This window comes from Fibrobacter sp. (assembly GCA_024399065.1).
Taxonomy (GTDB): domain Bacteria; phylum Fibrobacterota; class Fibrobacteria; order Fibrobacterales; family Fibrobacteraceae; genus Fibrobacter.
On the sequence record JAKSIB010000046.1, the window covers coordinates 1 to 21,478 of the forward strand.

Below are 21,478 nucleotides of genomic sequence, written 5' to 3' on the forward strand. Positions count from 1 at the left end.
CAGCCCTGTTAAAACGTTTGCAGGAAATTGACGAGCAGATAGCCTTACTAAAACGGTCCGCTGCTGTTATTGATAAGTTTTCTCCTGTCGTGGAAAAGGTGAAGTTGTATCAGTCGCTTTTTCAAGGGCGTTCGGATGTCTATGCAAGACGTTTTGAAAGTGCCAAAACGGGGAAGTCTGGCTATCAGCCGGTATGTAAGAACGAATGGGTGCCGGGAGTCTGCAACAAGCCAAAGATAAAATGCGGAGATTGTTCAAGTCGATGTTTTTTGCCGATGACTGCAACAGTAATCGAAAATCACCTGAGAGGTGAGGAACCTTGCTGGAATGGCTCGCGTCCTTTTGTTGCGGGGATATATCCTCTTTTAGAAGATGACTCCTGTAAATTCCTTGCTGTGGATTTTGATGATGGCAATTGGCTGGATGATGCCGGAGCGTTTATGTCTGCTTGCAAGGCGGAAAATGTATTTGCGTCATTGGAACGCTCCCGCTCTGGCTGCGGCGGGCATGTATGGATTTTCTTTGACGAATGCATTCCTGCGAAACTTGCTCGGGAGCTAGGTTCTGCTCTGATGACGAAGGCCCTTGATTTGCGTCCGCAAATCGGAATGAATTCCTTTGATAGATTCTTTCCGAATCAGGATTTTATGCCGAAGGGAGGCTTAGGAAATTTGATTGCCTTACCACTACAGAAAAAGGCTCGTGAGAAAAATCATTCGTCGTTTATAAATCCTGATACCGGCGATGTTTATGAAGATCAATGGGCATACCTTTCCTCAATACAAAAAATAGGCAAGAGCTTTGTTGAAGATTATGTTTTTAAGGCCAAGTTCCATCGTGAGATTTTACCTGTTACGGATCAGTCTGTGGATGATGATGAACCATGGAAAAATCGGCCAAGTTATCCAGAAATAAAGGCTGTATTGCCGCAAAAAATAAACATCACTATCAGTAATCAGATTTTTATTGAATCTGCGGGTTTACCGGCTTTGCTCCGAAATAGAATTTTGAGGTTGGCTTCATTTCAGAATCCGGAATTTTATCAAGCGCAGGCCTTGAGATTACCGGTGTGGGGAAAACCGAGAATTCTTTATTGCTATGATTTTTATCCGAAACATATCGCGATTCCTGTTGGTTGCATTGACAAGTTGATTGATTTGCTACAGCATTACAATGTTGAACCTGTTATTAATGATGAACGAAATTGTGGGCAGTCGATAGATGTTTCTTTTGAGGGAAATCTTTATCCAGAACAGTTGCTTGCTGCAGAAGCTCTGTTGAAACATGAAAATGGAATTTTGTCCGCGACAACCGCGTTTGGCAAGACTGTTGTTGCCCTGTGGCTTATCGCGAAGCGAAAAGTCAATACATTGATTCTTGTGCATCGTACGCAACTTATGGATCAATGGGTGGAGCGAATTTGCACTTTTCTAAATGTTTCCAAAAAAGAAATTGGACAATTTAGCGGGACAAAGAAGAAACACTTCGGTAAAATTGATGTGGCTCTGATTTCTAGCGTTTATCGTGATGGAAAAACTGTAGAATGGCTTAATGAATATGGGCAAGTTATTGTAGATGAGTGTCATCATATTTCGGCGTTTTCTTTTGAGCAGGCTGTTCGTCAAAGTAATGCTCTCTATAAGGTGGGGCTGTCGGCGACCTTATCCCGTAAGGATGGGCAACAGCCGATTGTGCTGATGAATTTGGGACCGGTACGCTATTCTGTTAGTGCCAAGAAGCAGGCGACGGAACGAGATTTTTCTCATTCTGTAATTGTGCGAAATACAGATTTCCGTCTCCAGAACGATGCTGCCAAATTGCAAATACAGGAAGTCTTTAACGAACTTTGGCAAGACGAAAAACGAAACGAACTGATTGCTGGTGAAATTTTACAGGCTTATAAGGAGCATCGCCAAATTCTTGTGCTGTCTGAAAGGACGGAGCACCTGGACTGGTTTTATGAGCGATTGCATGCAGATGTTGAACACCTTTTTGTTTTGAAAGGTGGCATGGGAAAGAAACAACTAAAACGCATTATGGAAGAAATCAATGATTCGAAGATTGATTCGAATATTGTAATTCTTGCAACGGGCCGTTACATTGGCGAAGGCTTTGACCTCAAGGAACTAGATACTTTATTCTTGCCATTCCCTATTTCGTGGAAGGGAACGCTGGCGCAGTATGTCGGAAGATTGCATCGCGAATCTGTTGGAAAAACAGAAGTCCGCGTATATGACTATGTTGACGGAAATGTTCCTGTTTTGTCAAGGATGCATCAAAAGCGTGTTAAAGGATATGAGGCTCTTGGATATCGACTGTCGTGATTACTTCAGCGAAATCCTGTCGCGGCTCTGCCTTGTTTCAAGATTGTAGTTCTACTCTTGCGTCAGTACGCAGCGTACGGAAAGGCCCAGGTCGATGTCGTTGTTTCCGCCCTTGATGATGCTACGGTCGTTGTAGGCGATGGGGGAGTAGGCGATGAAATCTTCCACTTCGGTGGAGGACCAAAGGGCGGCATAGTGCTTTATGCCGGCGAAGTTCATGTCTGCGGGATTGTACTGGCCTGCGGGAACGATGGCGAAGCCATAGGTGTCGAGCCCGTTGCCGTCTGTGCCCATGTCGGGATCGCGATTGGAGGAACCGGCGGCGGTGTACCAGCCTTCGGTGGCTTTCAGGGTCAGGCCTGCTCCGAGCCATGTCTTGACGTCATCTTCGTCGGTTTCTACGTCGGAGCTTGCGAACTTGAGAAGGACTTCGAATTCCTCTTGGCTGGGCAGGTGCCAGCCTTCGGGGCAGACTTTGTTGGCGGCTTCCCAAGTGTAAAGGTGGCCGTAGGTGTTGCATCCGGAGAGGCTGTGGTTGGGGCACCAGCTTTCTTCGTTACCGTTGTATTCGTAGTTCAGGTTTTCGGCCATCCAGATTTGGTTGCCGATTTTCACCACCTTGTATTTCTTGCGGTCGCGCGCATCTGTTAGAATGCCTGCCTCTGCGTCGTAGCCGTTGGCTGGTGCTTCGACCGATGTGCCGGAAGATGAAGTTGGCTTGTCGGAATTTCCTCCGATGCTGCTGGAGGATGCTGTGCCGTTTTCGGAATTGTTATCTGCGCTTGTAGAATTGGAATCGCCACAGGCCATGAGCATGGACATGGAAACAACACCAAGTAAACCGAACCAAATCTTGGACATAGAAAACTCCTTTAACTTGTTCCATTAAAATAACTTTTTTCATTGTTTGGTTACCCTAAAATGAAAAATATCTCCGCTATTGATATTGTATCGTGCACGATATATTTTGTATATTGTACATAAACGAAGACGGACCGTATAAACAAAGGAGTTCAAATGTCCCAGGATATTTATCAATTTACAGTGAAGAATAACAAGGGCGAAGATGTTTCCCTTTCCCAGTACAAGGGCAAGGTGCTGCTGATTGTGAATACGGCTACCAAGTGCGGGTTTACGCCTCAGTACAACGACCTGGATGAACTTTACGATAAGTATGGCCCGCAGGGTTTGGAAATTCTGGATTTTCCCTGCAATCAGTTCGGCAGCCAGGCTCCCGGAACTGACGAGGAAATTCAGGAATTCTGCACATTGCGTTTTAGTACCAAGTTTCCCCGCTTCCAAAAGATTGATGTGAACGGCGAAAATGCCATTCCTCTTTATCAGTGGCTTAAGGCTCAGACTGGCGTGAAGAAATTCAGCCTGAAGCATCCGCTGATGAGTCTGGTGACCATCTTGGCCTCCAAGGCCAACAAGCAGTCCGCCGTGGATAACGATATCCGCTGGAACTTTACTAAGTTCCTGGTAAGCGCCGAGGGTGAAGTGCTGGGCCGCTTTGAGCCTGCGGTTACCGGCAAGGATTTGGAACCGGCTATTCAGAAGGCTTTGGAAAAGTAATATCAGATCCCGTCAATTTCTACGACTTTTTTATTGTTGGTGCTTCCGAGAACCACTCGGACATCGCGCTTGTGAACTTTGAAATGTTCGGCGAGCAGTTCGCAAATGGCTTCGTTGGCGGCGCCTTCTACAGGGGGCGCCTTGACTTCTACCTTGAAACTTCCGTCAGGCTGCGGCGTGACGGATTCTCGTTTGCTACGGGCGTGTACCTTGATATTTATTCTCATGCGGCCGGTCGTTCTTTGGACGGTCTTTGAGGCTGCCTTGATTAGGCGAGGACTTTTCCCATGGGCGGGTTTTGACGCTTGGGCTGCTGTTCCAAGGCTTCCAGTTCCTTCTGGTCGTTTTCCATGGCGGCGAGCAAATCTTCCTGACCGCGGATCAAGGCGCGGCAGCGGATGAAATAGTTTGCACGGAGCTGCTTGAGCTGCTCAATTTCTGCGCGGAGATTTTCGGCGGCCTGCTTGGTGTTTTCCACTTCGCGGACAGCTCGGGCCTTGGCTTCGGCGACGATGATTTCTGCTTCCTTTTCGGCGGTTGCCTTGACGTCGTCGACGGTGCGCTGCATGGTGACCACGGCGTCCTGGATGGTCTTTTCGATTTGACGGTAGTAATTTACGCGTTCCTCGGCCACCTTGAGACGTTCAGTAAGGTCGGTGCGTTCTCTAGACATTTGTTCAAAAGCGTTGGCTGCGGTTTCCAAAAAAGCCTTGACTTCTTCGGGGTCTACGCCGCCAAAGTTCTTCTTGTGGAAATTTTGATTACGGATGTCCAGCGGAGTAAGTTCCATTTTTGCCTACCGATTAAATATTAACCTTTCAGGTGTTTTTTAACAATATAGTTAAAGAATGACCAAAAGATGGTGGAGGACGGCCACAAAGTGGGCCCGTAAAAGGACGAATTTAAACATATTTGGTATTAAAAAAATAAGATAAGATTTTACCCAAAGTAATAATTGGCAAACTATATTATCTTTGTAAAGAAGGGATTGGCATGAGCATGTTGAAGAATTTTTGGCAGAAACAAAATACCTTGGAGCGAAAGCTCTTCTGGTCTACGTTGGCGGTAGTAATTATAGTTGCCATCCTTTCTGCTGTCTTTACCATTTATGAGGATATGAACTCCGCTGCTTCCATCGGCAGCGTGGGATGTGCATTGGTCTGCTTTATTGTGGCCGTTTTTGCATACAAGTCCTCTTTTTATTCCCAGTGCTACTTTGTGATGTGCCTCGTCCTGGGTGGTTGTATTCTGCCTTTGTTGTTCCTTTTCTGTGGAGGCTTTACCGGCGGCTTGCCTTTGTACTTTGTGGCTTCCCTTATGCTCATCGCGTACACGGAAAAGTCTGCATACAAGGTAATTGCTTTCGTGGTGACCATGGTTTTGCAGCTTACTGCGGTGGGCCTTTCCTGGGTTCATCCCGAGTGGGTACTTTCAGAATTGGGTAGGGACGATTCCTACTTGGATATGGTGGTCTCGCTTTTATTCTCTGGGTTCGCCGTATTTTCCATTTCCACTTTGACGGTGTCTGCTTATGCCCATGAACGTGCCAAGAATGCAAAACTCCTGGCTCGTATGGATTACCTTTCTTCTAGGGATTCCCTGACGGAAGTTTATAACCGTCGCCACATGAGTTCCTTCCTTGCGAATGTGGTTTGGCACCATAGAAATGATTTCTACCTGCTGATGTTGAACATCGATAACCTGAAGCGCGTGAATGAAACTTTCGGACATGCTTTCGGGGATCAGGTGATTATGTCTGTAGCTCATTTGCTGGATAGCAGTGCTGACCTTTCCAGTAATGAATGTGTGGGCCGTTACGATGGCGATACCTTCGTGTATGTCATTGAGGCCTCTTCCGAGGTGGAGGCCTACGCCAAGGCTGACAGAATCCGTAAAAGCGTTATCCAGACCCGCTGGGAGGATTTCCCCCACATTCAGGTGACGGTAAGCGGAGGTTTCGCCTTCTGCGGAAACAGATCTTTCCACGATTACCGACAGATGCTTGCCAAGGTTGAAGAACTGATGAAGGTTGCCAAGTCTCAAGGTAAAAATCAGCTTCGTAGCATGGTGGAAAATTAAATATGTTGATAGTTTGTTGATAAATTGAACGGGCGCTGGGGAATGCCTTGTGGTGGCGTTAAAAGTTGCTTTTAGGCAGGAACTACCCCTTGATTTATCTCGAATAATTACTAACTTTGCAAACCGAAAAATTTTTGACTTTTAATAAAGGTTACTACAATGAAAAGAACATTCCAGCCTCACAATCGTAAGCGCGCTAACAAGCATGGTTTCCGCACCCGTATGGAAGACCGTTGGGGTCGTGCTGTTTTGAGCCGTCGTCGTGCCAAGGGCCGCAAGCGCTTGACCGTTAGCGACACCATCTACAAGAAGTAATTTGGGAATTGGCTCGTGGCCAGTCTACGTTCTTATAGGCTGCCCAACCAGCCCGCTTACCGGCAAGTAGCCGTCCAGGGAAAGTACGTCCGCGGTTCATCGTTTTCGATGAGGTGGATTGACAGTCCGGACGGTTTTTGTCGTTTCTGTTTTTTGGCAAAAAAGAAAAACGGCAACGCCGTATACCGTAACAGGTGCCGCAGACTGCTGCGACCCCTGTTTTATAATATGGTGCCAAACATTCAGAAGCCCGTCTGGGCCATGATCATTGTGAATGACAAGGCCGACGAGGTCACCTCGGAACGTTTCCGGGAAACCGCAGAAAAGATTTTTAAGAAAATGGAATGGACTCCGGCGCAAGAGGCTCAATGTGAAGGCGCTGGACAAGGTTAGTCAGATCATGAGGAGCGTGTTAATCGCTCCTATTCGACTATACCAAATTGTCCATCCCTATTTCTTTCGTGGGGTATGCCGCTTCCAACCGACCTGCTCTCAGTATGCAATTGAAGCTATCCGCGTCCACGGAGTCTTCAAAGGTTTCTATCTTGCGGTCTACAGAATTTTAAGGTGCAATCCGTTTTGCAAAGGTGGGTACGATCCCGTGCCGCCTAAAAAGGAAAAGAAATGAAGAAAGATACCCTCATCGGCACTATTCTTATCGTCGTCATCATGATCTGGTGGTTTGCTTCCAGTTCTGCCAACAACGAAGCTGCTAGAGCTGCTCAGCTTGCCAAGAAGGCTGCTGCAGATTCCGTAGCTGCATTGCAGGCAGAAAAGTCCGGCTCTGCAAATTCCCTGGTTCTTCCGGTGACTGGCAATACCGAACTGAAGGCTGCCCCTGTTCTGGGTGGTGCCTCGGCTGAAGCCGCTTCCGCCGAAGTTGCTGCAGATTCCTCCGCAAAGGATGCCGCAGAAGCAGCTCCCGCAAAGATTGAACAGCGTACAGTGACTGTCGAAAACGACAAGTTCATTATGACCCTTACCAACAAGGGTGCAAAGATTCAGAGCGTTATTGTGAAGGCTTTGGCTGATTCCGCAGGCAAGTTCCCGGAACTCATTCAGGATACCACTCTCGGTGCCCTGGACCTGAAGCTTGGCCCCGTTGATTTGAGCGAAGTCTTGTTTGATGCTGGTTCCGCTCCGGAAAAGATTGTTGTTGATAATGAAGCTACCGTGGAATTCGTCTTTGCCGACGTTAATGGTAACAAGGTTATCCGTAGCTTCGGCTTTACCAAGAATGGTGCTGCTGTTCGCCAGGTGAACAAGTTTGTGGGTTTCCGTGTCAATGACTACGAACTGGTCTGGAAGGGTGGCATGAAGGAAACAGAAGAACTTCCCAAGGGTTCTACCGTGAATGCTGCTGGTTACTTCTTCAGTGAAGTTGTGTATAACAACACCGACTATGTGGAACGCGAAACTGTTGGTGATTCCTGGACCCTTAACGACGGCAAGCTTCTTTGGGCTGGTCTCCGTCGTAAGTATGCTGCAATGACCGTGCAGTTCGATGCTCCCACTCGCGCCGTTGTTGAAGCTAAGAAGTTCAAGGTCATGGATAGCGAATCCGATCCGGGTACCTACCGCTTGACTGTGAAGGATGAACTCCGTGCTGATTCTCTTGCTTATAACTTCATTGTTCTTCCGCTGCAGTGGGATGAAATTGAAGAATATGGCGTGGGCTACGAAAAGATTATCGCTACTGGTTCCTCTTGGTTCCCGGGTTCCAGAGTCTGGTTCGTGTGGATCTGCAAGGTGCTCCTCAAGCTCTTGAACCTCTTCTACTCCATGATTCCGAACTATGGTGTTGCAATCATCTTGATTACTGTTCTCGTCCGTGGTATCACTACTCCGTTTACTGTGAAGCAGTTGAAGTCCACCGCTGCCATGAGCAAGCTCAAGCCGCAGCTGGATGAAATCAACGTGAAGTACCGTAGCGATCCTCAGAAGAAGCAGGCCGCCATCATGGAACTCTACCAGAAGGAAGGCGTGAACCCCATGGCTAGCTGCACTGGTGGCTGCCTCCCCATGCTCTTCCAGATGCCTGTGTTCATGGGCTTGTTCTTCGTGCTTGGCCGCGCTGTGGAACTCCGCGGCATGCCGGCATTCCTCTGGATTACCGACTTGAGCAGGAGTGATGTTATTATCGAAGCTATCAAGATTCCGTTCCTCATGCCTAATGGTATTACCTTGCTCCCGATCATTATGCTGGTGACCATGGTTTTCCAGACTAAGGTGACCATGCAGGGCAACGCTGGTATGGATCCTGCTCAGCAGAAGATGATGATGTGGATGATGCCTGCAATGATGTTCCTCTTCAGCGCAGTGATGCCGTCTGGTCTCGTTCTCTACTGGACCATTTCTAACGTATGGACCATCGTTCAGTACAAGATTCTTCATCGCAACATGGACAACAATTCTACCCCCAAGACTGTGAAGGGTAAGAAGGTCCAGGACGCTCAGATTGTTAAGTAGTTCCGATTTGTAGAACCTGCGAAAAGCATTAAAAAATCCTCGGCAGAAACGCCGGGGATTTTTTATTTCAGTTGGGAGTGATGTTGTACAGCCGATGGTTTACTTGAACTTGAGAACCTTGCTCATTCCGGCTGTGCGGACGATGTAGACTCCGCGGCCAGGAACCTGGATGGAAGAACCGCTGGTGGCTACACCCTGCTTTACCATCTTTCCCTTTGTATCAAAGAGAGCGTAATTCAAGGAGTTCTGACCGTTGAAGGTCATGCTGAATTGGCGCGGGCCAGTTACGGCGATGTCTGCGGTGCTTGCCTTGGCTACCGGCTTGACGGACATAAGGTCTGCGTTTTTAACGAAGTTAATGTTTGCGACGCGATATGCGTCGGCTACAGAAATAGATACAGTATTGACGTCGTAGCGGGCAACTTCAGGACTCATATATGCGTAGATGGTATCAATTCCGGTTGCATTGATTGTCTGTGTGGTTGCGGGATTGATTTCGGTCATCTTGTCGCCAGATTTCTTGAAAATCTGTACACCATCGCTTGCGCTGAGGGTGTATGGAGCGCCAATGGCGTCCGCAGCTTGAACAACTATTCCGTTGTCGCTTTCTGTGTATACGGTTACATATAAAGGAATGTAACTGCCGATAAGGCCTGCTTTTACGAATTCAAAGTTGGCATTGATAATATTTTCGTTTTCATCCAAGGCGTACTTTGCGGTATTGTTTAGGATTTCGACAAGATTGCCTATGCGGAGGGATGCGATTTTCTTTCGGTAAGAGTTTTGACCATCGTTAATTTCAACAAACAAAGTCCATCTTCCTGGATTTAGTGAGATGGTCTTCTTATTGATTGCCGGCTGGTAGGGATTGGTCAGATCAATACCGCCAAGATTGACTGCACCATTTTTCAGCAATTCCCTCTGTTCTGAGCTGATGTTTGTTCCGGCAACCATGTAATAGCGGACAGCAGTGGCGCCCAACTTGGCAAGATCGTCGCCACAGTATTCCTTATTCTGAATTTCTTCGCCATTGACAATGCTACAGGAATTTGTCGCGCTGTAGGAAAAGCACATGTCATATATATCTATAGCCTTATCATGGATATCCTTGGTTCGTTGGATGTTGATGGCAGTTCTTTCTATTACATCACCAAACACATCAAGATTGTGGCTGAGCTGTACGGAACCTTCTTCGCTTTGCTGGCAATAGAATAATTCAAGATTGTAGTTTTTCCCATCGACGAGGGATTCAAAATTCACTGTATCTGCACCTGTAGATGCGTTGGATTGGTAGAAGGCTGTTCCATCAATAAATGCCCAGACGAGGTTGGCTCCGGAAACAAGAAGTTTCTGTCCCATTTCTTTGGAGAAATTTGTCTTGAGGCTTGAACAGGAACCTGCCATGGCGCTTTTGAGGTTCCATGTATTGTCAGTGTTGAGGGTGAATACTCGGTCGTCGCAGCTGCTGGTGTTCTTGTCTGCATCGAGGATGGCGCTGAATTTTTCATTGTCGGTCCAGCAGGAAGTTCCGCATTCCTGAAGTTTCTGGAAGTCTTCTGCGGAAGCTGTGTAGGTTTTTACGGGGGAAGCGTATTCGCAAGTGCCTTCTGCATCAGGGGCTGACGCATACCAGCCGTCATCGAATTCTCTCACCCATGAATTTTCGTCAGGGATAAAGAATAGGGAGTCCGTGCCTGTGTTTTTGAAAAGTGCTGATAATTCAATAGGAATTGGACTTTGGTCGTTGTTGTAGTCTGTGTACCCATTTAATCCGAGGCCGGATTCCATATCCTTGTCGTTTTTCGGAAAGAATATAATCTTGTTTGGAACCTTGTCGTCTTCGAAGGTGTAGTTGTACCAACCGCACCTGTCCTTTGCGGCAGTCATGGTCACGGTAGTCTTGTCATCCAACTTGATTATGGGAGCGTAGAAACGCCACTCACTGTCGTTTTGTGGTGGAAGAATGCTGATGGTCTTTGCCGCTATGGCACCTTGGGCTCCTGCCAAGACTGCTGCCGCAGATAAAGCGAAAGTCTTGTAGATTTTTTTCATGTTATCCTCCTATAAGTGTAATATTCCTTTTCTCCAAAAGAAATGTATAGTCTAATTTACAGGAAATCACATGAATTTTTGGATATACAAAAAAACGTGCCTTACGACACGCTTTTTTGCAAACTCATAAGAGAATGATGGTTATTTGTACTCGTCGCCTTCCAGCTTTTTGCCGAGGATCTTGTACTTGGCCTTAATAACATTTTTGAGAATGGGCCAGCCTAGTTTTTCGAAGGGCTTTTCCCAGAGCTTGTCGGCAGTTTGCTTGACGATGTTGTCAATGTGCTGCGGGAGCCATTCTTCCTTGAAGTCGGGGGCAAGGCCGGCATTCTTTGCCATGGCGATGTAATCAGCGTTTAGGGCGTTATAGGCGCCTTTGCGAATAAAGTGAATCTTTTCCTTGAAGTTGAAACGCTTTTGCAGGAGTTTGCGCTTAACGAAACCTGCACCTTGTGCAATCAGTTCCTGATAGGCGAAGGTCACCTGGGTGTCGGTATGGTAAAGGGCCGCCATACGGACTTCAGCTTCGTCAAAAATGTCGGCAAGACCGATTTCAAGGCGACGTACAACATCGTAGAAGGTGCTTTGTTCCGGCGTTTCCAGCAAGTGAGTGTAGAAGGCGCCGAGAGCTTCCTGCTTGATGTACATGAAGAAACTCTGAAGGTGCGGGCGCACTTCGTTATTCTGGGTTAGAGAAATCACGTCGGCAGTACTTGCTTCCGCACGCTTGATGAAGTCTGCAAAGTTATTCTGGAAGTAAACGATGGAGTCGTTTATCAAGAGCATGCGCTCAATGCTGTCCAGACCGGCGAAGTTGCCGCGGCCGTTGGCTAGATCCTTAAGGAATCTGCGCCACATACCAAAGTCAAAACCGTGATTCTCCGTAAGGTAGAGCGAAATTTCATTTTCCTTAAGGAACCTTTTTGTTTCTTCGGAAAGTTCTCGCTTGTTGGTTAGCAGGATTACGGTAAAGTCTGTTTCCGCTAGGTGTTTGAGTGCAAAGCGGACATACCCGGGGAGGGTATCCCCGAGCTGGTATGAAGCATAAAGTACAACTTTTGATCTAGAGGCCATCTAGTCTCCAATATAATTAACGTCTGCCGCTGCGTCCACGTCCACCACGGCCTTTAGCAAGTTTTTCACCGAAGGCCTTGGCGCCTGTAGACTTTTTGCCGCCTCTGCTTCCACCGCGGGAATCGTCGTCACGGGAACCGCGTCCACCACGAGAACTTCCGCGTCCGCCGCGGGCGTCGCGACCGGTACGTTCAAAGCTCGGTTCGTCATCGGCGCCGCGACGGCCCTTACGGCCACGACCACGGCTGCCCACGGATGCGTAAGCCGGTGCGTAATCGTCGTCGAAATCGCGATCGTCTTCGGGCTGGCTCAGGTAACCCATGGCTTCGGCTGCTTCTGCACGGTCCATGCGTTCGTTGAAGTTACGTGCATCCTCATCTACATCGCGACGGGTGCGGCGGCTCTTTTTCGGTTCCGGAGAAAGCTTTTCGATGATGGAGAAATCCACCTGGCCACGGAGAGGATCCACACGGAGGAGCTGGGCAATCACCTTGTCGCCACGGCGGAAGGTGCGTCCACTGCGCTTGCCGAAAGCAAGACCCTGGTCTGCATTGAATACGTAGAAGTCATCACCTGCAATATCGCGGTAACGGCAGAGGCCTTCTGCAATAGGATCGGTGATGGAAAGGTAGATGCCCCATTCCTCGATGCCGTTCACTGTAGCTTCAAAGTTATCGCCGATGCGATCCTTCAGGAGCCAAGTGGAGCAGACCTTGATGGCCTGGCGTTCCACCTTCATGTTCTTGATTTCGTTGGCGGAAATCAAGTCGCAAACATCGATGACGCTTTCCTTACGTTCGGCGGAAATTTCCTTGCCCTTGCGAGCCAATTCACGATGGCACCACAAGTCGGCATAACGACGGATGGGAGAAGTAAAGTGAGAGTAGTCCTGCCAATTCAAGGCGAAGTGACCGAAGCTGTTGCTGTCGTAGTGGGCCTTCTGCATACTACGGAGAATACGGTTGGTGAGAGTTTCGTCGTCACCAGCCTTCTTCACCAAATGTTCGTACAGCTTGAATGCGGTAGGATTCAAGTTGGTATCGCCACTGCGGGGCTTGCCCAGTTCGCGGAGCATCACCGGAGAACCCTGGAACAGGTTGGGGTACATGTAGTACAGTTCCATGATGTCCTTGGTATCCGGAGCTTCGTGGATACGGTAGATGCCCTGGAGACCGCGCTTCTTCAGTTCCTTGGCGCAGCAGTTGTTTGCGATCAACATACATTCTTCAACCCAGGAGTTGGAGATGTCCGTAGTGCGGGGATAAATGTCGGTGGGCTCGCCGGCTTCGTTGAAGTGGCAGCCCATTTCGGTGCTCTTGAATTCCAGGAGGCCATCCTTGGTACGGTTTGCCTTAAGCTTTGCGGTGACTTCTGCAAGAACCTTCATTTCGGCATCGCCTTCTTCCCACAGCTTTTTTGCCTGCTGGTAGGTGAGGGAACGGGTAATGCGGACGATACTGCGATGAAAATCCCAACTGAGAACGTTGGCGTTCTTGTCCAACTCGATCATACAGGTGTGGGCGCAACGGTCCACATCTTCGTGCAGGGAGCAGATGTCGCTGGAAAGTTCATCCGGAATCATGGGCACTGCGGTCCAGGGCAGGTACTGGGTGTAGCTGCGTTCCAGCGCTTCTTCGTCCAGGGCGCTGCCTTCGGGAACATAGTAGCTCACGTCTGCAATATGGACGCCCAGCTTGTAGCCGCCATCTTCTGTACGTTCGATAGAAATGGCGTCGTCATGGTCCATGGCGCCTTCGGGGTCGATACAGAGGATGGTGGTCTTGCGGTAATCCACGCGACCCTTGAAATCTTTTGCGGTAGGAGCCTTGATGGTCTTGATGTAATCCTGGATTTCCTTGCTGAAGCCCTTGGGAAGGTTTGCTTCTTCCATAAACTTCTGGGTGATTTCCTTCCAGGTCATGGAGATGAGATCAGCGGAATGATCCACCTTAGCCAAGTAGCTGTGCTTGAGACGCGGGTGCGGATACAGGGTGAAGCTGATGACTTCCCCTTCCTTGCCAGGAGCCTGACGGCGGTGGCACATCTCGAATTCCTTTTCGGTTTCCAGTTCGGTTACGACCCAGTCTTCTTCGCCGACCTGATGGAGAACGCCACGACGTACGCGGGTGCTCTTGTCTTCGGTCTGGCGGCGGCTACGGGCGCCCGGGCGACGATTGTCTTCGCCACCTTGCTCGGCAACCTTCTTGAGACGCTTTTCACGCTTTTCTTCCAACGGTTCGCCATCGCCAATCTGGTATTCCTTATGGTTGGTGCGCTTGAGAACGCCCTGTTCCACAAGTTCGGCCAGGAGTTGCTTAAAAGCCATTTTCTGCTTTTTGGGGAGACCCAGGGATGCGCGGAGACGGCTTCCCACCATGGATTCTTCACGAAGAACGGCGACAATTTGTTCGACCGTAGGTAACTGCTGTGCCATTTTAGGCCTCCTTATTTGCGGCGCTGTCAGCCGCGGCTTCCGTTTGCTTACAAGCCTCTATTTCCTGCTTCTTGTAGGGCAATGCGGATTCTATCAAATCGTGCATTTCATCTCTAAAGTCGTTCATTGGCTTGTCGGCATAATCTTCCGGCTTCTGCAGCGGATGAACTACGATAGTGACGTCACCGGGAGTCAACGAAAACCTCGTCTTCGAAAGACGATCTCCGGTACCTATTAATGTAATTGGTAAAATCTTGAAATGTTGTTCTTTCGCCATGCGAAATATTCCATTTTGGAATTTAAGCATGTGCCCGTCGTTGCTGCGGTGCCCTTCGGGAAAAACGGTGATGGTGTAACCCTTGGAAAGACGGTCGCTAACTAGTTTTCCCATGCCGGCGTTTTTGCGGGGATCTTTGTGGTTGACGGGAATGCAGCCGATGTGGTTGAGGATCCAGCCGAAAACCGGGATGTACCAAAGTTCGCCCTTGGCGATGAAGGATGTGCTGGTGACACCGGGCCAAAGGACGTTGATATCCAGGAAGCTTTGATGGTTTGCCACAATGACGTAGTCGTTTGTTTCGGGAATGTTTTCCTTGCCGACAATATTCAGCTTGATTCCGAAAACCTTGAATACCACCCGGAAGAACTTAATGCAAATCTTGGTACACTCCTTGGATTGCCCCATAAGTCCACCACGGATAAGTACGTAGGGGACACCAGCTATCACCATGGCGGTAGCTGTGATGAAGTAGTAAAGGATTGCTCTGATGAATGACATTTTTCTTGTTCTCTTAAGGGTAATCTATAAAAAAAAGACCCCGAAGGGCCTTTTTAATTACGATTTATGAATTATGAGTTATGAGATGGGAAATGGGTTCCCCTTGCAACTAAATAAGTTTCCAGTCCAAAGTTTGGCCGGCGGCGAGGGGGACTACGCCGTTGACGACTGCGGGAACGGTCCAGCTTTCCTTGACAACTTCAATCTGCTTTGTGGTGCGGGGGAGACCGTAGAAGTCTGCGCCGAAGCCTGCGATGAAGTTGGGAAGCTTGTCCAGGGCGCCTGCGCGGTCGAATTCCTGCACGAGAAGGGGGATGGCTACGGGAGCGCTGTAGACGCCCGCTGCCCCGCAGGGACATTCCTTTTTACCCTGCTGGTGCGGGGCAGAGTCCGTGCCGAGGAAGAACTTGGGATTGCCGCTGAAGGCTGCTTCTCTAATAGCGGCACGGTCTTCAGGCCTCTTCGGCAACGGCTTGCAGAAATGATGAGGCCTGAGGGCGTCTCCAATGACGTCGTCCAGAGTCATCATCAAGTGGTGAACGGTAAAGGTTGCGGCCACGTTTGCCGGCAGGCGCTTTACTGCTTCCACAGCCTTTGCGCTGGAAAGATGTTCAAACACAATCTTCAGTTTCGGGAACTTTTCTGCGAGAATTTCCACGCGCTTGATAAAGGCGGGTTCGCGGTCCAGACAGAATTCGCCCGGTTCTTCACCATGAACGCAAAGAACGAGACCAAGTTTTTCCATCATAGCCACCACGGGGAACACGGCTTCGAAATCGCTAATGCCGTCGGCACTGTTGGTGGTGACGCCTGCGGGATAGTACTTGCCTGCCACAACGCCTACGGCCATCATGTCCTTCAAATCCTGTTCTGTATAGTTGGGATTCAACTTGAAGGTCATGAGCGGTTCAAAGTCCGGGCGCACGTCTGCAGCTGCAGCAAGGATTTCTTTCTTATACTGAGCAATTGAGGCTGCGGAAGTCATTGCGGGAACTGTATTCGGCATGATGATGGCGCGGCCAAATTGAGAAACGAGGTCGCGTACATAACCGGGCATCAAGTCGCCCTGACGAAGATGGGCATGAAAATCGTCTGGTAAAGGCAGGAGCATAATTAATTACGGCTTAGAGTTAATGAAATGGCTAGGACTGCTTCCTGTGTTGGTGAAATCTCGGAACAAGGCTCTTGAAATTTCGCTGTCGGAATTCAGCCAGTAATCAAAGGAGTGCGGCTCTGTTAAAGTTTTCCTGTGAAGGAAGCTTATGTTACAGTTCAGGTCCTTGGTCATCAAAAGATCGTGGGTCACAATGATGATGGTGGTTTTGAACAGCATTCGCATGTTGTCAATCAGCGGCAACAAGTTACGACGGTTATAGTTGTCCAAACCTGCAGTGGGTTCATCCATCAAAAGCAACTTCGGGTCCATTGCCCAGGAACGGGCGATTGCTACACGCTTCTGCATACCCACGGAAAGCTGGTGGGGGAACATGTCCGCCTCTTCACGGACTCGCATCAAATCCATGGCCATCTTGACTTTTTCGTCGATTTCTTCGGGGGAACCCATTTTATGGTAACGCAGAGGCAATGCAATATTGTCCCGGACCTTCAGGTTTGAAATGAGGGCTCCGTTCTGGAAAACAAGACCTACCTGGCGTTTTGCAACTTCCAGAGCAGTCAAACGTTCGGGAGGGATGTATTCACCGAAGTAATAAATGTTTCCTCGGGTGGGGCGGACAAGGCCTGCAATGATTCTGAGCAAGGCGCTTTTACCTTGGCCGGAACCGCCGCCGATGCAAAGGGTCTCCCCTCGGGTTACAGTCAAGTTGACGTTGCGAATAAGTTCTTTCTGCTCGTCATCCTCGCGACGCTTGAAAAAGCTCACAGCGCGAGGCTGGGAGAACATGTTGCCGGCAAGGTCGTTGTAGGCAAGGCTTATGTTTTCAAGTCTTAAAGCTTCGTCTTGCATTAGATAAGCGTGTTGAGGTTATTGATGTAGTCAACGAAATAGAAAATGGAAAGAACCACGTCGGCGCACACAACATAGAGGAAGGACTTAATAACGGAACGGGAGGTTGCCTTGGGAACCTGGCGCACATCGCGGGGAATGTTCAAGGCCTGGTAGCAAGCGTTTGTCGTGATGATGGCCCCGAAGATGAGAGGCTTAAGAACGATAAAGACAAAGTCGGTCAGCGTAAGTGCGTTTAGGATTTCTGTACTGAGGTAGGACCAGGTCAGCTGAATGTTGATGATGTTCCCTGTAAGAAGGATGATTCCCTTGGTAAGCAGGAACCCTGAAATGATGGCGCTGGTGCTGAAGATGATGTTCATGAAGAACATGGCGATGCATCCGCCAAAGAGACCTGGCATAACAAGGTAACGGATGGGATCCACGCCCATAGTTGCCAGGGCGTCCACTTCGGAGTTGATCACCATGCTTCCGATGTATGTTGTAAGGGATGATCCGCTTCGACCTGCAATCAAGAATGCGGTGAGGATGGGACCCAACTCTCGGACAATCACGACCACAATGAGACTACCCACCACATCGGACAAACCCATTTTGCCCATAAGTGAAATCACTTCGATAATCACCACGGTACCGAACAAGGTGGCCACGATGAACAGGATGGGGAAAATTTCCACACCTGTAAAGAATGTCTGCATGATGATGTTTCTTGTGTCGGTCTTGAAATTACGATTAGAAGAGAAAAGACTCTTTATGGCGTTCCAAAACAAAGCAACCTGCTGGCCCGAAGGGCGATGCAGCAGAAAAAGACCCAACTTATGGAATATCTTTCCAAAGATGGTCAGTCGTTGCCAGTTTCTAACGTTCTTCTTTTTCTTCATTCTTCCGGCTTATGGCGTAAAGAATATCGTTCCACAGCTGATCAAGTCCGGTCTTCTTGATGGAGCTTACGCAGAGAGGTTTTTCTTCGAGATCGAAGTTTTCCTGGATAAGCTTAAGACCCTTGGCCAGTTCAGACTGATTTACCTTGTCGCGTTTGCTTGCAATCAGCAATACTGGGCAACCGGTTTCACGGATGCTTTCCACCGTTTCGATATCGATGTCGTGTCCTCCGTGGCGGATATCCACCAGATAGACGAGACCTTTCAGATCCTTGCACTTTTCCACGTATTCGCGGATAAAGTCCGACATTTCGTCACGTTTGGAATTGCTGACTTTGGCAAACCCTACACCTGGTAAATCTACTAGAAAAAATTCCCTGTTGACCTTGAAAAAGTTCAGTTCATGGGTTTTTCCGGGGGTGGAACTGACTTTTACGAAGTTTTTGCGACCCATGAGGGCATTCATCAAGGAGGATTTGCCCACATTGGAACGGCCGAGGAATGCCACCTGCGGCAAACGTTCCTTGGGAAGACCGTTCAGGCTGACTGCACTTTTGACAAATTCCACAGATGTGATCTTGTAGCCACCGACGGTAACGGGAGCCTGGGCGGTCACCTTGATGGGACGAGCTAATTTACCCACAAGTTTCTTCGGGGCGTTCTGCGGTTCGTTCTTTTTGACTTCGGGACTCATAGGCTTACTCTTCCTTCGAATGCTCGGAGCATGGTGACTTCGTCGACAAATTCCAAATCGCTGCCCATGGGGATGCCGCGGGCGAGGCGGGTACGCTTTACCGGGACTCCCTGCAACAGACGGTCGATCATGAGGGCGGTGCTGTCTGCTTCGGTGCTACTGCCCAGGGCCAGGACCAGTTCCTCAATGCCTTCTTCCTTGATTCGGTTTACCAGCTGAGGCAAGTGGAGGTGCTCGGGGCCGATGCCGTCCAGGGGAGAAATGGTGCCGCCAAGAACAAAGTAAAGGCCTTTGTAGATTCCGGACCGTTCGAACGGAATGATGTCGGAACTTTTTTCCACGACGCAGATGGACTTGGCCCCGCTGCGTTCGCGGCAAGTGTTGCAGACTTCGTCTTCGGTGAAGGCGTGGCAACACGGACAAGGATGAACCTTGGTGGAGGCGTTGATCAAGTTTTCCGCAAAGCGTTCAACGTCACTCTTGCTTTGGGACAAGATGTGGTAGGCCAGGCGGCGGGCGGTCTTTTGGCCTACGCCGGGAAGGCTTGCAAATTCGCCAATAAGGGCTTCCAAACTTTGCGGTTCAACGTTCATTAATTATTTGTCCAGCTGTAGGATTCTGTGATGCAATACTTCAGTTGCGTTGCGGTAAGGCCGAGATTCGTAATTGCGGAATGAATTGCCTGGGAATCGTCCAGTTCCACGGCGTCTGCAAGTTGCAGCAACTGGCCCAGACGGCCGGTGCGGTTAAGGAGTGCTTCCTGCATTTCGTCGTCTGTGGGCGCGTCGGGAAGGATGGTTTCCAGCGGGGCGCGTACAAGTGCGTCCATACGGCTGAGGAGTCCCACCATGAAAGCCTTGGCACAGAAAGAATCGTTCTGAGAATCCATTTCGCGGGCAAGCGTTTCCAGGAACTTGGCGCGTTGGCTTACGTTCTGGAACAGGGGCGATGCCTGAGGCGTCATACCCATTTCAGGGCGAGCGTAAAGCATGAGCATAAGCCATTCGTGGATGTTGCGCATGCCCACCCAGACGATGGCGTCCTTCACCGTTTCAATCTGGCTGTGCTTTGTATCGGAACTGGAGTTCACGAAACGCAGCAGGTTGGTTGCTATGTCGGTGTTCTTGCTGAGGCTTTCGCACAGGTCTTCAAGAGACGGGCGGGAGCGGAGCAGGAGGATCAGCTGCAAAATGGTTGCAGAGGTGGCGTCAATCTTTCTGCCGGTAACAAGTTCCGGCTTGGCAAAGAAGAAACCCTGGAAGTAATCGTAGCCTGCATCCTGGCAACGCTTGAAGGTTGCTTCGTCTTCCACCTTTTCTGCCAGGAGCTTGATTCCAAGAACTTGGAAGAATCCTGCGGCTTTGGTCATGGCTTCCAGGCTGTTATCCACCACGTCCATCTTAACATAGCTGACGTAGGGGAACAACGGTTTAAAGCGCTGGATGAACTCGTCGTTGAAGATGAAGTCGTCCAAGGCGATTTCGAAGCCCAGGGATTTGTAACGCTGGATTGCCTTGACTACGGCGTCGTCTACTTCCACGTCTTCCAGGACTTCCAGTACAAAGTACTTGGGGTTCAGGAGGCCGAACAAGTTGTCCAGCAGCATGTTTCTGCTGCAGTTGACGAAGGCCTTGTTGTTGCCGATAAGGCGCTGGATGCCGATATTGTTCAGCACGTTTTCCAGCACCTGTGCGGTCGCTAAAACATCGCTGGCAATAATCGCCGTATCGCTGGTCGGGGAATCCCTGAACAGCAGTTCATAGGCGAAAATCTTCCCATCGCGATCAAGAATCGGCTGACGAGCTAAGTAGGCGAGTGTTTCCATAGGTAGTGGCTAGTGGTTGGTGGTTAGTGGTTAGTGGTTAGTGGTTGGCGGTTAGTGATGCTGGAAACGTTTTTTACCTGCATACCCTGTTTACTAACCACTGCTTACTAATCACTATTTTAAAGTCCTGTTTACTAACCACTAATCACTGTCTACTGAATTTAACGCGAAGTGTTAAATTCTAGCGGACTTGATACCGAAGAGCAAGATGCTGCGTGCGCCTGCGTCCCAGAGCTTATCCATGATGGCGTTGGCATCTTCCTGGGGCACCATGGCCTTTACGGAGTACCAGTCGCGGCCGTGGAGCTTTGCAACGGTAGGAGCGTCCAGACCCGGAGTCAGAGCTACAGCCTGATCGAGAACTTCTGCGGGGCAGTCGTATTCGATCATCATGTAGGACTGGGCCACAAGCTTACCCTGGATACGGCGGATCAGGGTGTTGACTTCTTCGAGGTCGGTCTTCTGGGGGTTGCAGTAGAGGGCTGCGTTGGAACGGAACAGGGGTTCACCGATAATACGGAGGCCAGCCTGCTTCAAAGTCGTACCGGTTTCCACCACGTCCACGATAGCGTCGGCAACACCGAGGCTAACGGAGATTTCCACGGCGCCTTCCAGAACCACAAAGTTCATGGGCTTCTTGTAGTAGCCTTCAACAATGTTGGGGAAGGAGGTGGCGATGGTGGAGTTCTTCAGTTCGTCGAGAGTCTGGATGGGGCTTTCGTTGGGAACTGCGGCGCACATCTTGGAAGCGCCGAAAGGCAGGTCCAGAACCTTAACCGCCGGGCTCTTGGCTTCGGCGTTGAAGTCGATACCGGTAATGCCGGCGTCGATGATGCCCTTGCCCACGTACATCGGGATGTCGCTGGGGCGGAGGAAGAAAAATTCGATACCGTTCTTGGTGTCGATCTGGGTCAATGTCTTGTAGGGCTTGGATGCTTTGTAACCGCAGGCCTTCAAAAGTTCCTGGGTGGGTTCAAAGAGCATGCCCTTATTCGGGAGAGCTACCTTAATC

The 21,478-nt window shown here is 49.5% G+C and carries 21 protein-coding genes; 7 read left to right on the forward strand and 14 right to left on the reverse strand.

Annotated elements, in window-relative coordinates; translation table 11 throughout:
- Nucleotides 1-2,324 (forward strand): DEAD/DEAH box helicase (locus tag MJZ25_14780; GenBank protein ID MCQ2125441.1); only part of this gene is annotated, 2,324 nt, incomplete at its 5' end.
- Between the two features lie 51 nt (nucleotides 2,325-2,375).
- On the opposite strand, the gene MJZ25_14785 is transcribed toward MJZ25_14780, so the two are convergent.
- Nucleotides 2,376-3,185, reverse strand: a complete 810-nt coding sequence (locus MJZ25_14785; GenBank protein MCQ2125442.1) for a hypothetical protein — start codon at nucleotides 3,183-3,185, stop codon at nucleotides 2,376-2,378.
- Between the two features lie 156 nt (nucleotides 3,186-3,341).
- Here MJZ25_14785 and MJZ25_14790 point away from each other — a divergent pair, with 156 nt between their 5' ends.
- Nucleotides 3,342-3,899, forward strand: coding sequence for a glutathione peroxidase (locus MJZ25_14790; protein MCQ2125443.1), 558 nt, complete (start codon nucleotides 3,342-3,344; stop codon nucleotides 3,897-3,899).
- 2 nt (nucleotides 3,900-3,901) lie between these two features.
- Here MJZ25_14790 and MJZ25_14795 read toward each other — a convergent pair whose 3' ends face one another.
- Complete coding sequence (locus tag MJZ25_14795) at nucleotides 3,902-4,126, reverse strand: DUF167 domain-containing protein (protein MCQ2125444.1); 225 nt, start codon at nucleotides 4,124-4,126, stop codon at nucleotides 3,902-3,904.
- A gap of 41 nt (nucleotides 4,127-4,167) precedes the next feature.
- Nucleotides 4,168-4,689, reverse strand: coding sequence for a DivIVA domain-containing protein (locus MJZ25_14800; protein ID MCQ2125445.1), 522 nt, complete (start codon nucleotides 4,687-4,689; stop codon nucleotides 4,168-4,170).
- Nucleotides 4,690-4,892: 203 nt separating this feature from the next.
- Between MJZ25_14800 and MJZ25_14805 the strand changes: the two genes are divergently transcribed.
- The 5 genes from MJZ25_14805 to yidC all read left to right on the forward strand — a co-directional run bounded on the left by MJZ25_14805 (nucleotide 4,893) and on the right by yidC (nucleotide 8,762).
- Entirely contained in the window at nucleotides 4,893-5,978 is a 1,086-nt protein-coding gene (locus MJZ25_14805) for a GGDEF domain-containing protein (protein ID MCQ2125446.1), read from the forward strand.
- A gap of 159 nt (nucleotides 5,979-6,137) precedes the next feature.
- Nucleotides 6,138-6,293 carry a 50S ribosomal protein L34 gene (gene rpmH / locus MJZ25_14810; protein ID MCQ2125447.1) on the forward strand — a complete coding sequence of 52 codons (156 nt, stop codon included), beginning with the start codon at nucleotides 6,138-6,140 and terminating at the stop codon, nucleotides 6,291-6,293.
- Between the two features lie 15 nt (nucleotides 6,294-6,308).
- Nucleotides 6,309-6,686, forward strand: coding sequence for a ribonuclease P protein component (gene rnpA, locus MJZ25_14815; protein ID MCQ2125448.1), 378 nt, complete (start codon nucleotides 6,309-6,311; stop codon nucleotides 6,684-6,686).
- A 7-nt stretch (nucleotides 6,687-6,693) separates the two neighbouring features.
- Nucleotides 6,694-6,921, forward strand: coding sequence for a membrane protein insertion efficiency factor YidD (gene yidD, locus MJZ25_14820; protein MCQ2125449.1), 228 nt, complete (start codon nucleotides 6,694-6,696; stop codon nucleotides 6,919-6,921).
- Nucleotides 6,918-8,762 (forward strand): membrane protein insertase YidC, encoded by a 1,845-nt coding sequence (gene yidC, locus MJZ25_14825; protein ID MCQ2125450.1) that lies wholly within the window; start codon nucleotides 6,918-6,920, stop codon nucleotides 8,760-8,762. The genes yidD and yidC overlap by 4 nt, the downstream gene beginning before the upstream one ends.
- Nucleotides 8,763-8,861: 99 nt before the next feature.
- Here the strand turns inward: yidC and MJZ25_14830 are convergent, their stop codons facing one another.
- From MJZ25_14830 to hisG, 11 genes are all read right to left on the reverse strand, one after another.
- On the reverse strand, nucleotides 8,862-10,814 hold the full coding sequence (locus MJZ25_14830) for a hypothetical protein (GenBank protein MCQ2125451.1): 1,953 nt from the start codon (nucleotides 10,812-10,814) through the stop codon (nucleotides 8,862-8,864).
- 141 nt (nucleotides 10,815-10,955) lie between these two features.
- Nucleotides 10,956-11,888 carry a hypothetical protein gene (locus tag MJZ25_14835; protein ID MCQ2125452.1) on the reverse strand — a complete coding sequence of 311 codons (933 nt, stop codon included), beginning with the start codon at nucleotides 11,886-11,888 and terminating at the stop codon, nucleotides 10,956-10,958.
- A gap of 16 nt (nucleotides 11,889-11,904) precedes the next feature.
- Nucleotides 11,905-14,322, reverse strand: coding sequence for an RNB domain-containing ribonuclease (locus MJZ25_14840; GenBank protein ID MCQ2125453.1), 2,418 nt, complete (start codon nucleotides 14,320-14,322; stop codon nucleotides 11,905-11,907).
- 1 nt (nucleotide 14,323) lies between these two features.
- Entirely contained in the window at nucleotides 14,324-15,100 is a 777-nt protein-coding gene (locus tag MJZ25_14845; protein MCQ2125454.1) for a 1-acyl-sn-glycerol-3-phosphate acyltransferase, read from the reverse strand.
- A gap of 109 nt (nucleotides 15,101-15,209) precedes the next feature.
- Nucleotides 15,210-16,211: a dihydroorotase gene (pyrC, locus tag MJZ25_14850; GenBank protein MCQ2125455.1), complete on the reverse strand. Its 1,002-nt coding sequence runs from the start codon at nucleotides 16,209-16,211 to the stop codon at nucleotides 15,210-15,212.
- A 6-nt stretch (nucleotides 16,212-16,217) separates the two neighbouring features.
- The gene (locus MJZ25_14855; GenBank protein ID MCQ2125456.1) at nucleotides 16,218-17,066 is read right to left on the reverse strand and encodes an ATP-binding cassette domain-containing protein; all 849 of its coding nucleotides are present in this window, start codon (nucleotides 17,064-17,066) and stop codon (nucleotides 16,218-16,220) included.
- Nucleotides 17,066-17,947, reverse strand: a complete 882-nt coding sequence (locus MJZ25_14860) for an ABC transporter permease (GenBank protein MCQ2125457.1) — start codon at nucleotides 17,945-17,947, stop codon at nucleotides 17,066-17,068. The genes MJZ25_14855 and MJZ25_14860 overlap by 1 nt, the downstream gene beginning before the upstream one ends.
- The gene (gene yihA, locus MJZ25_14865) at nucleotides 17,925-18,641 is read right to left on the reverse strand and encodes a ribosome biogenesis GTP-binding protein YihA/YsxC (GenBank protein MCQ2125458.1); all 717 of its coding nucleotides are present in this window, start codon (nucleotides 18,639-18,641) and stop codon (nucleotides 17,925-17,927) included. The genes MJZ25_14860 and yihA overlap by 23 nt, the downstream gene beginning before the upstream one ends.
- Complete coding sequence (recR, locus tag MJZ25_14870; protein MCQ2125459.1) at nucleotides 18,638-19,234, reverse strand: recombination mediator RecR; 597 nt, start codon at nucleotides 19,232-19,234, stop codon at nucleotides 18,638-18,640. Before recR ends, yihA begins: the two co-directional genes overlap by 4 nt.
- On the reverse strand, nucleotides 19,234-20,466 hold the full coding sequence (locus tag MJZ25_14875; protein MCQ2125460.1) for an EAL domain-containing protein: 1,233 nt from the start codon (nucleotides 20,464-20,466) through the stop codon (nucleotides 19,234-19,236). Before MJZ25_14875 ends, recR begins: the two co-directional genes overlap by 1 nt.
- A 174-nt stretch (nucleotides 20,467-20,640) precedes the next feature.
- Nucleotides 20,641-21,477 carry an ATP phosphoribosyltransferase gene (gene hisG / locus MJZ25_14880; protein MCQ2125461.1) on the reverse strand — a complete coding sequence of 279 codons (837 nt, stop codon included), beginning with the start codon at nucleotides 21,475-21,477 and terminating at the stop codon, nucleotides 20,641-20,643.
- Nucleotide 21,478 lies beyond the last annotated feature (1 nt).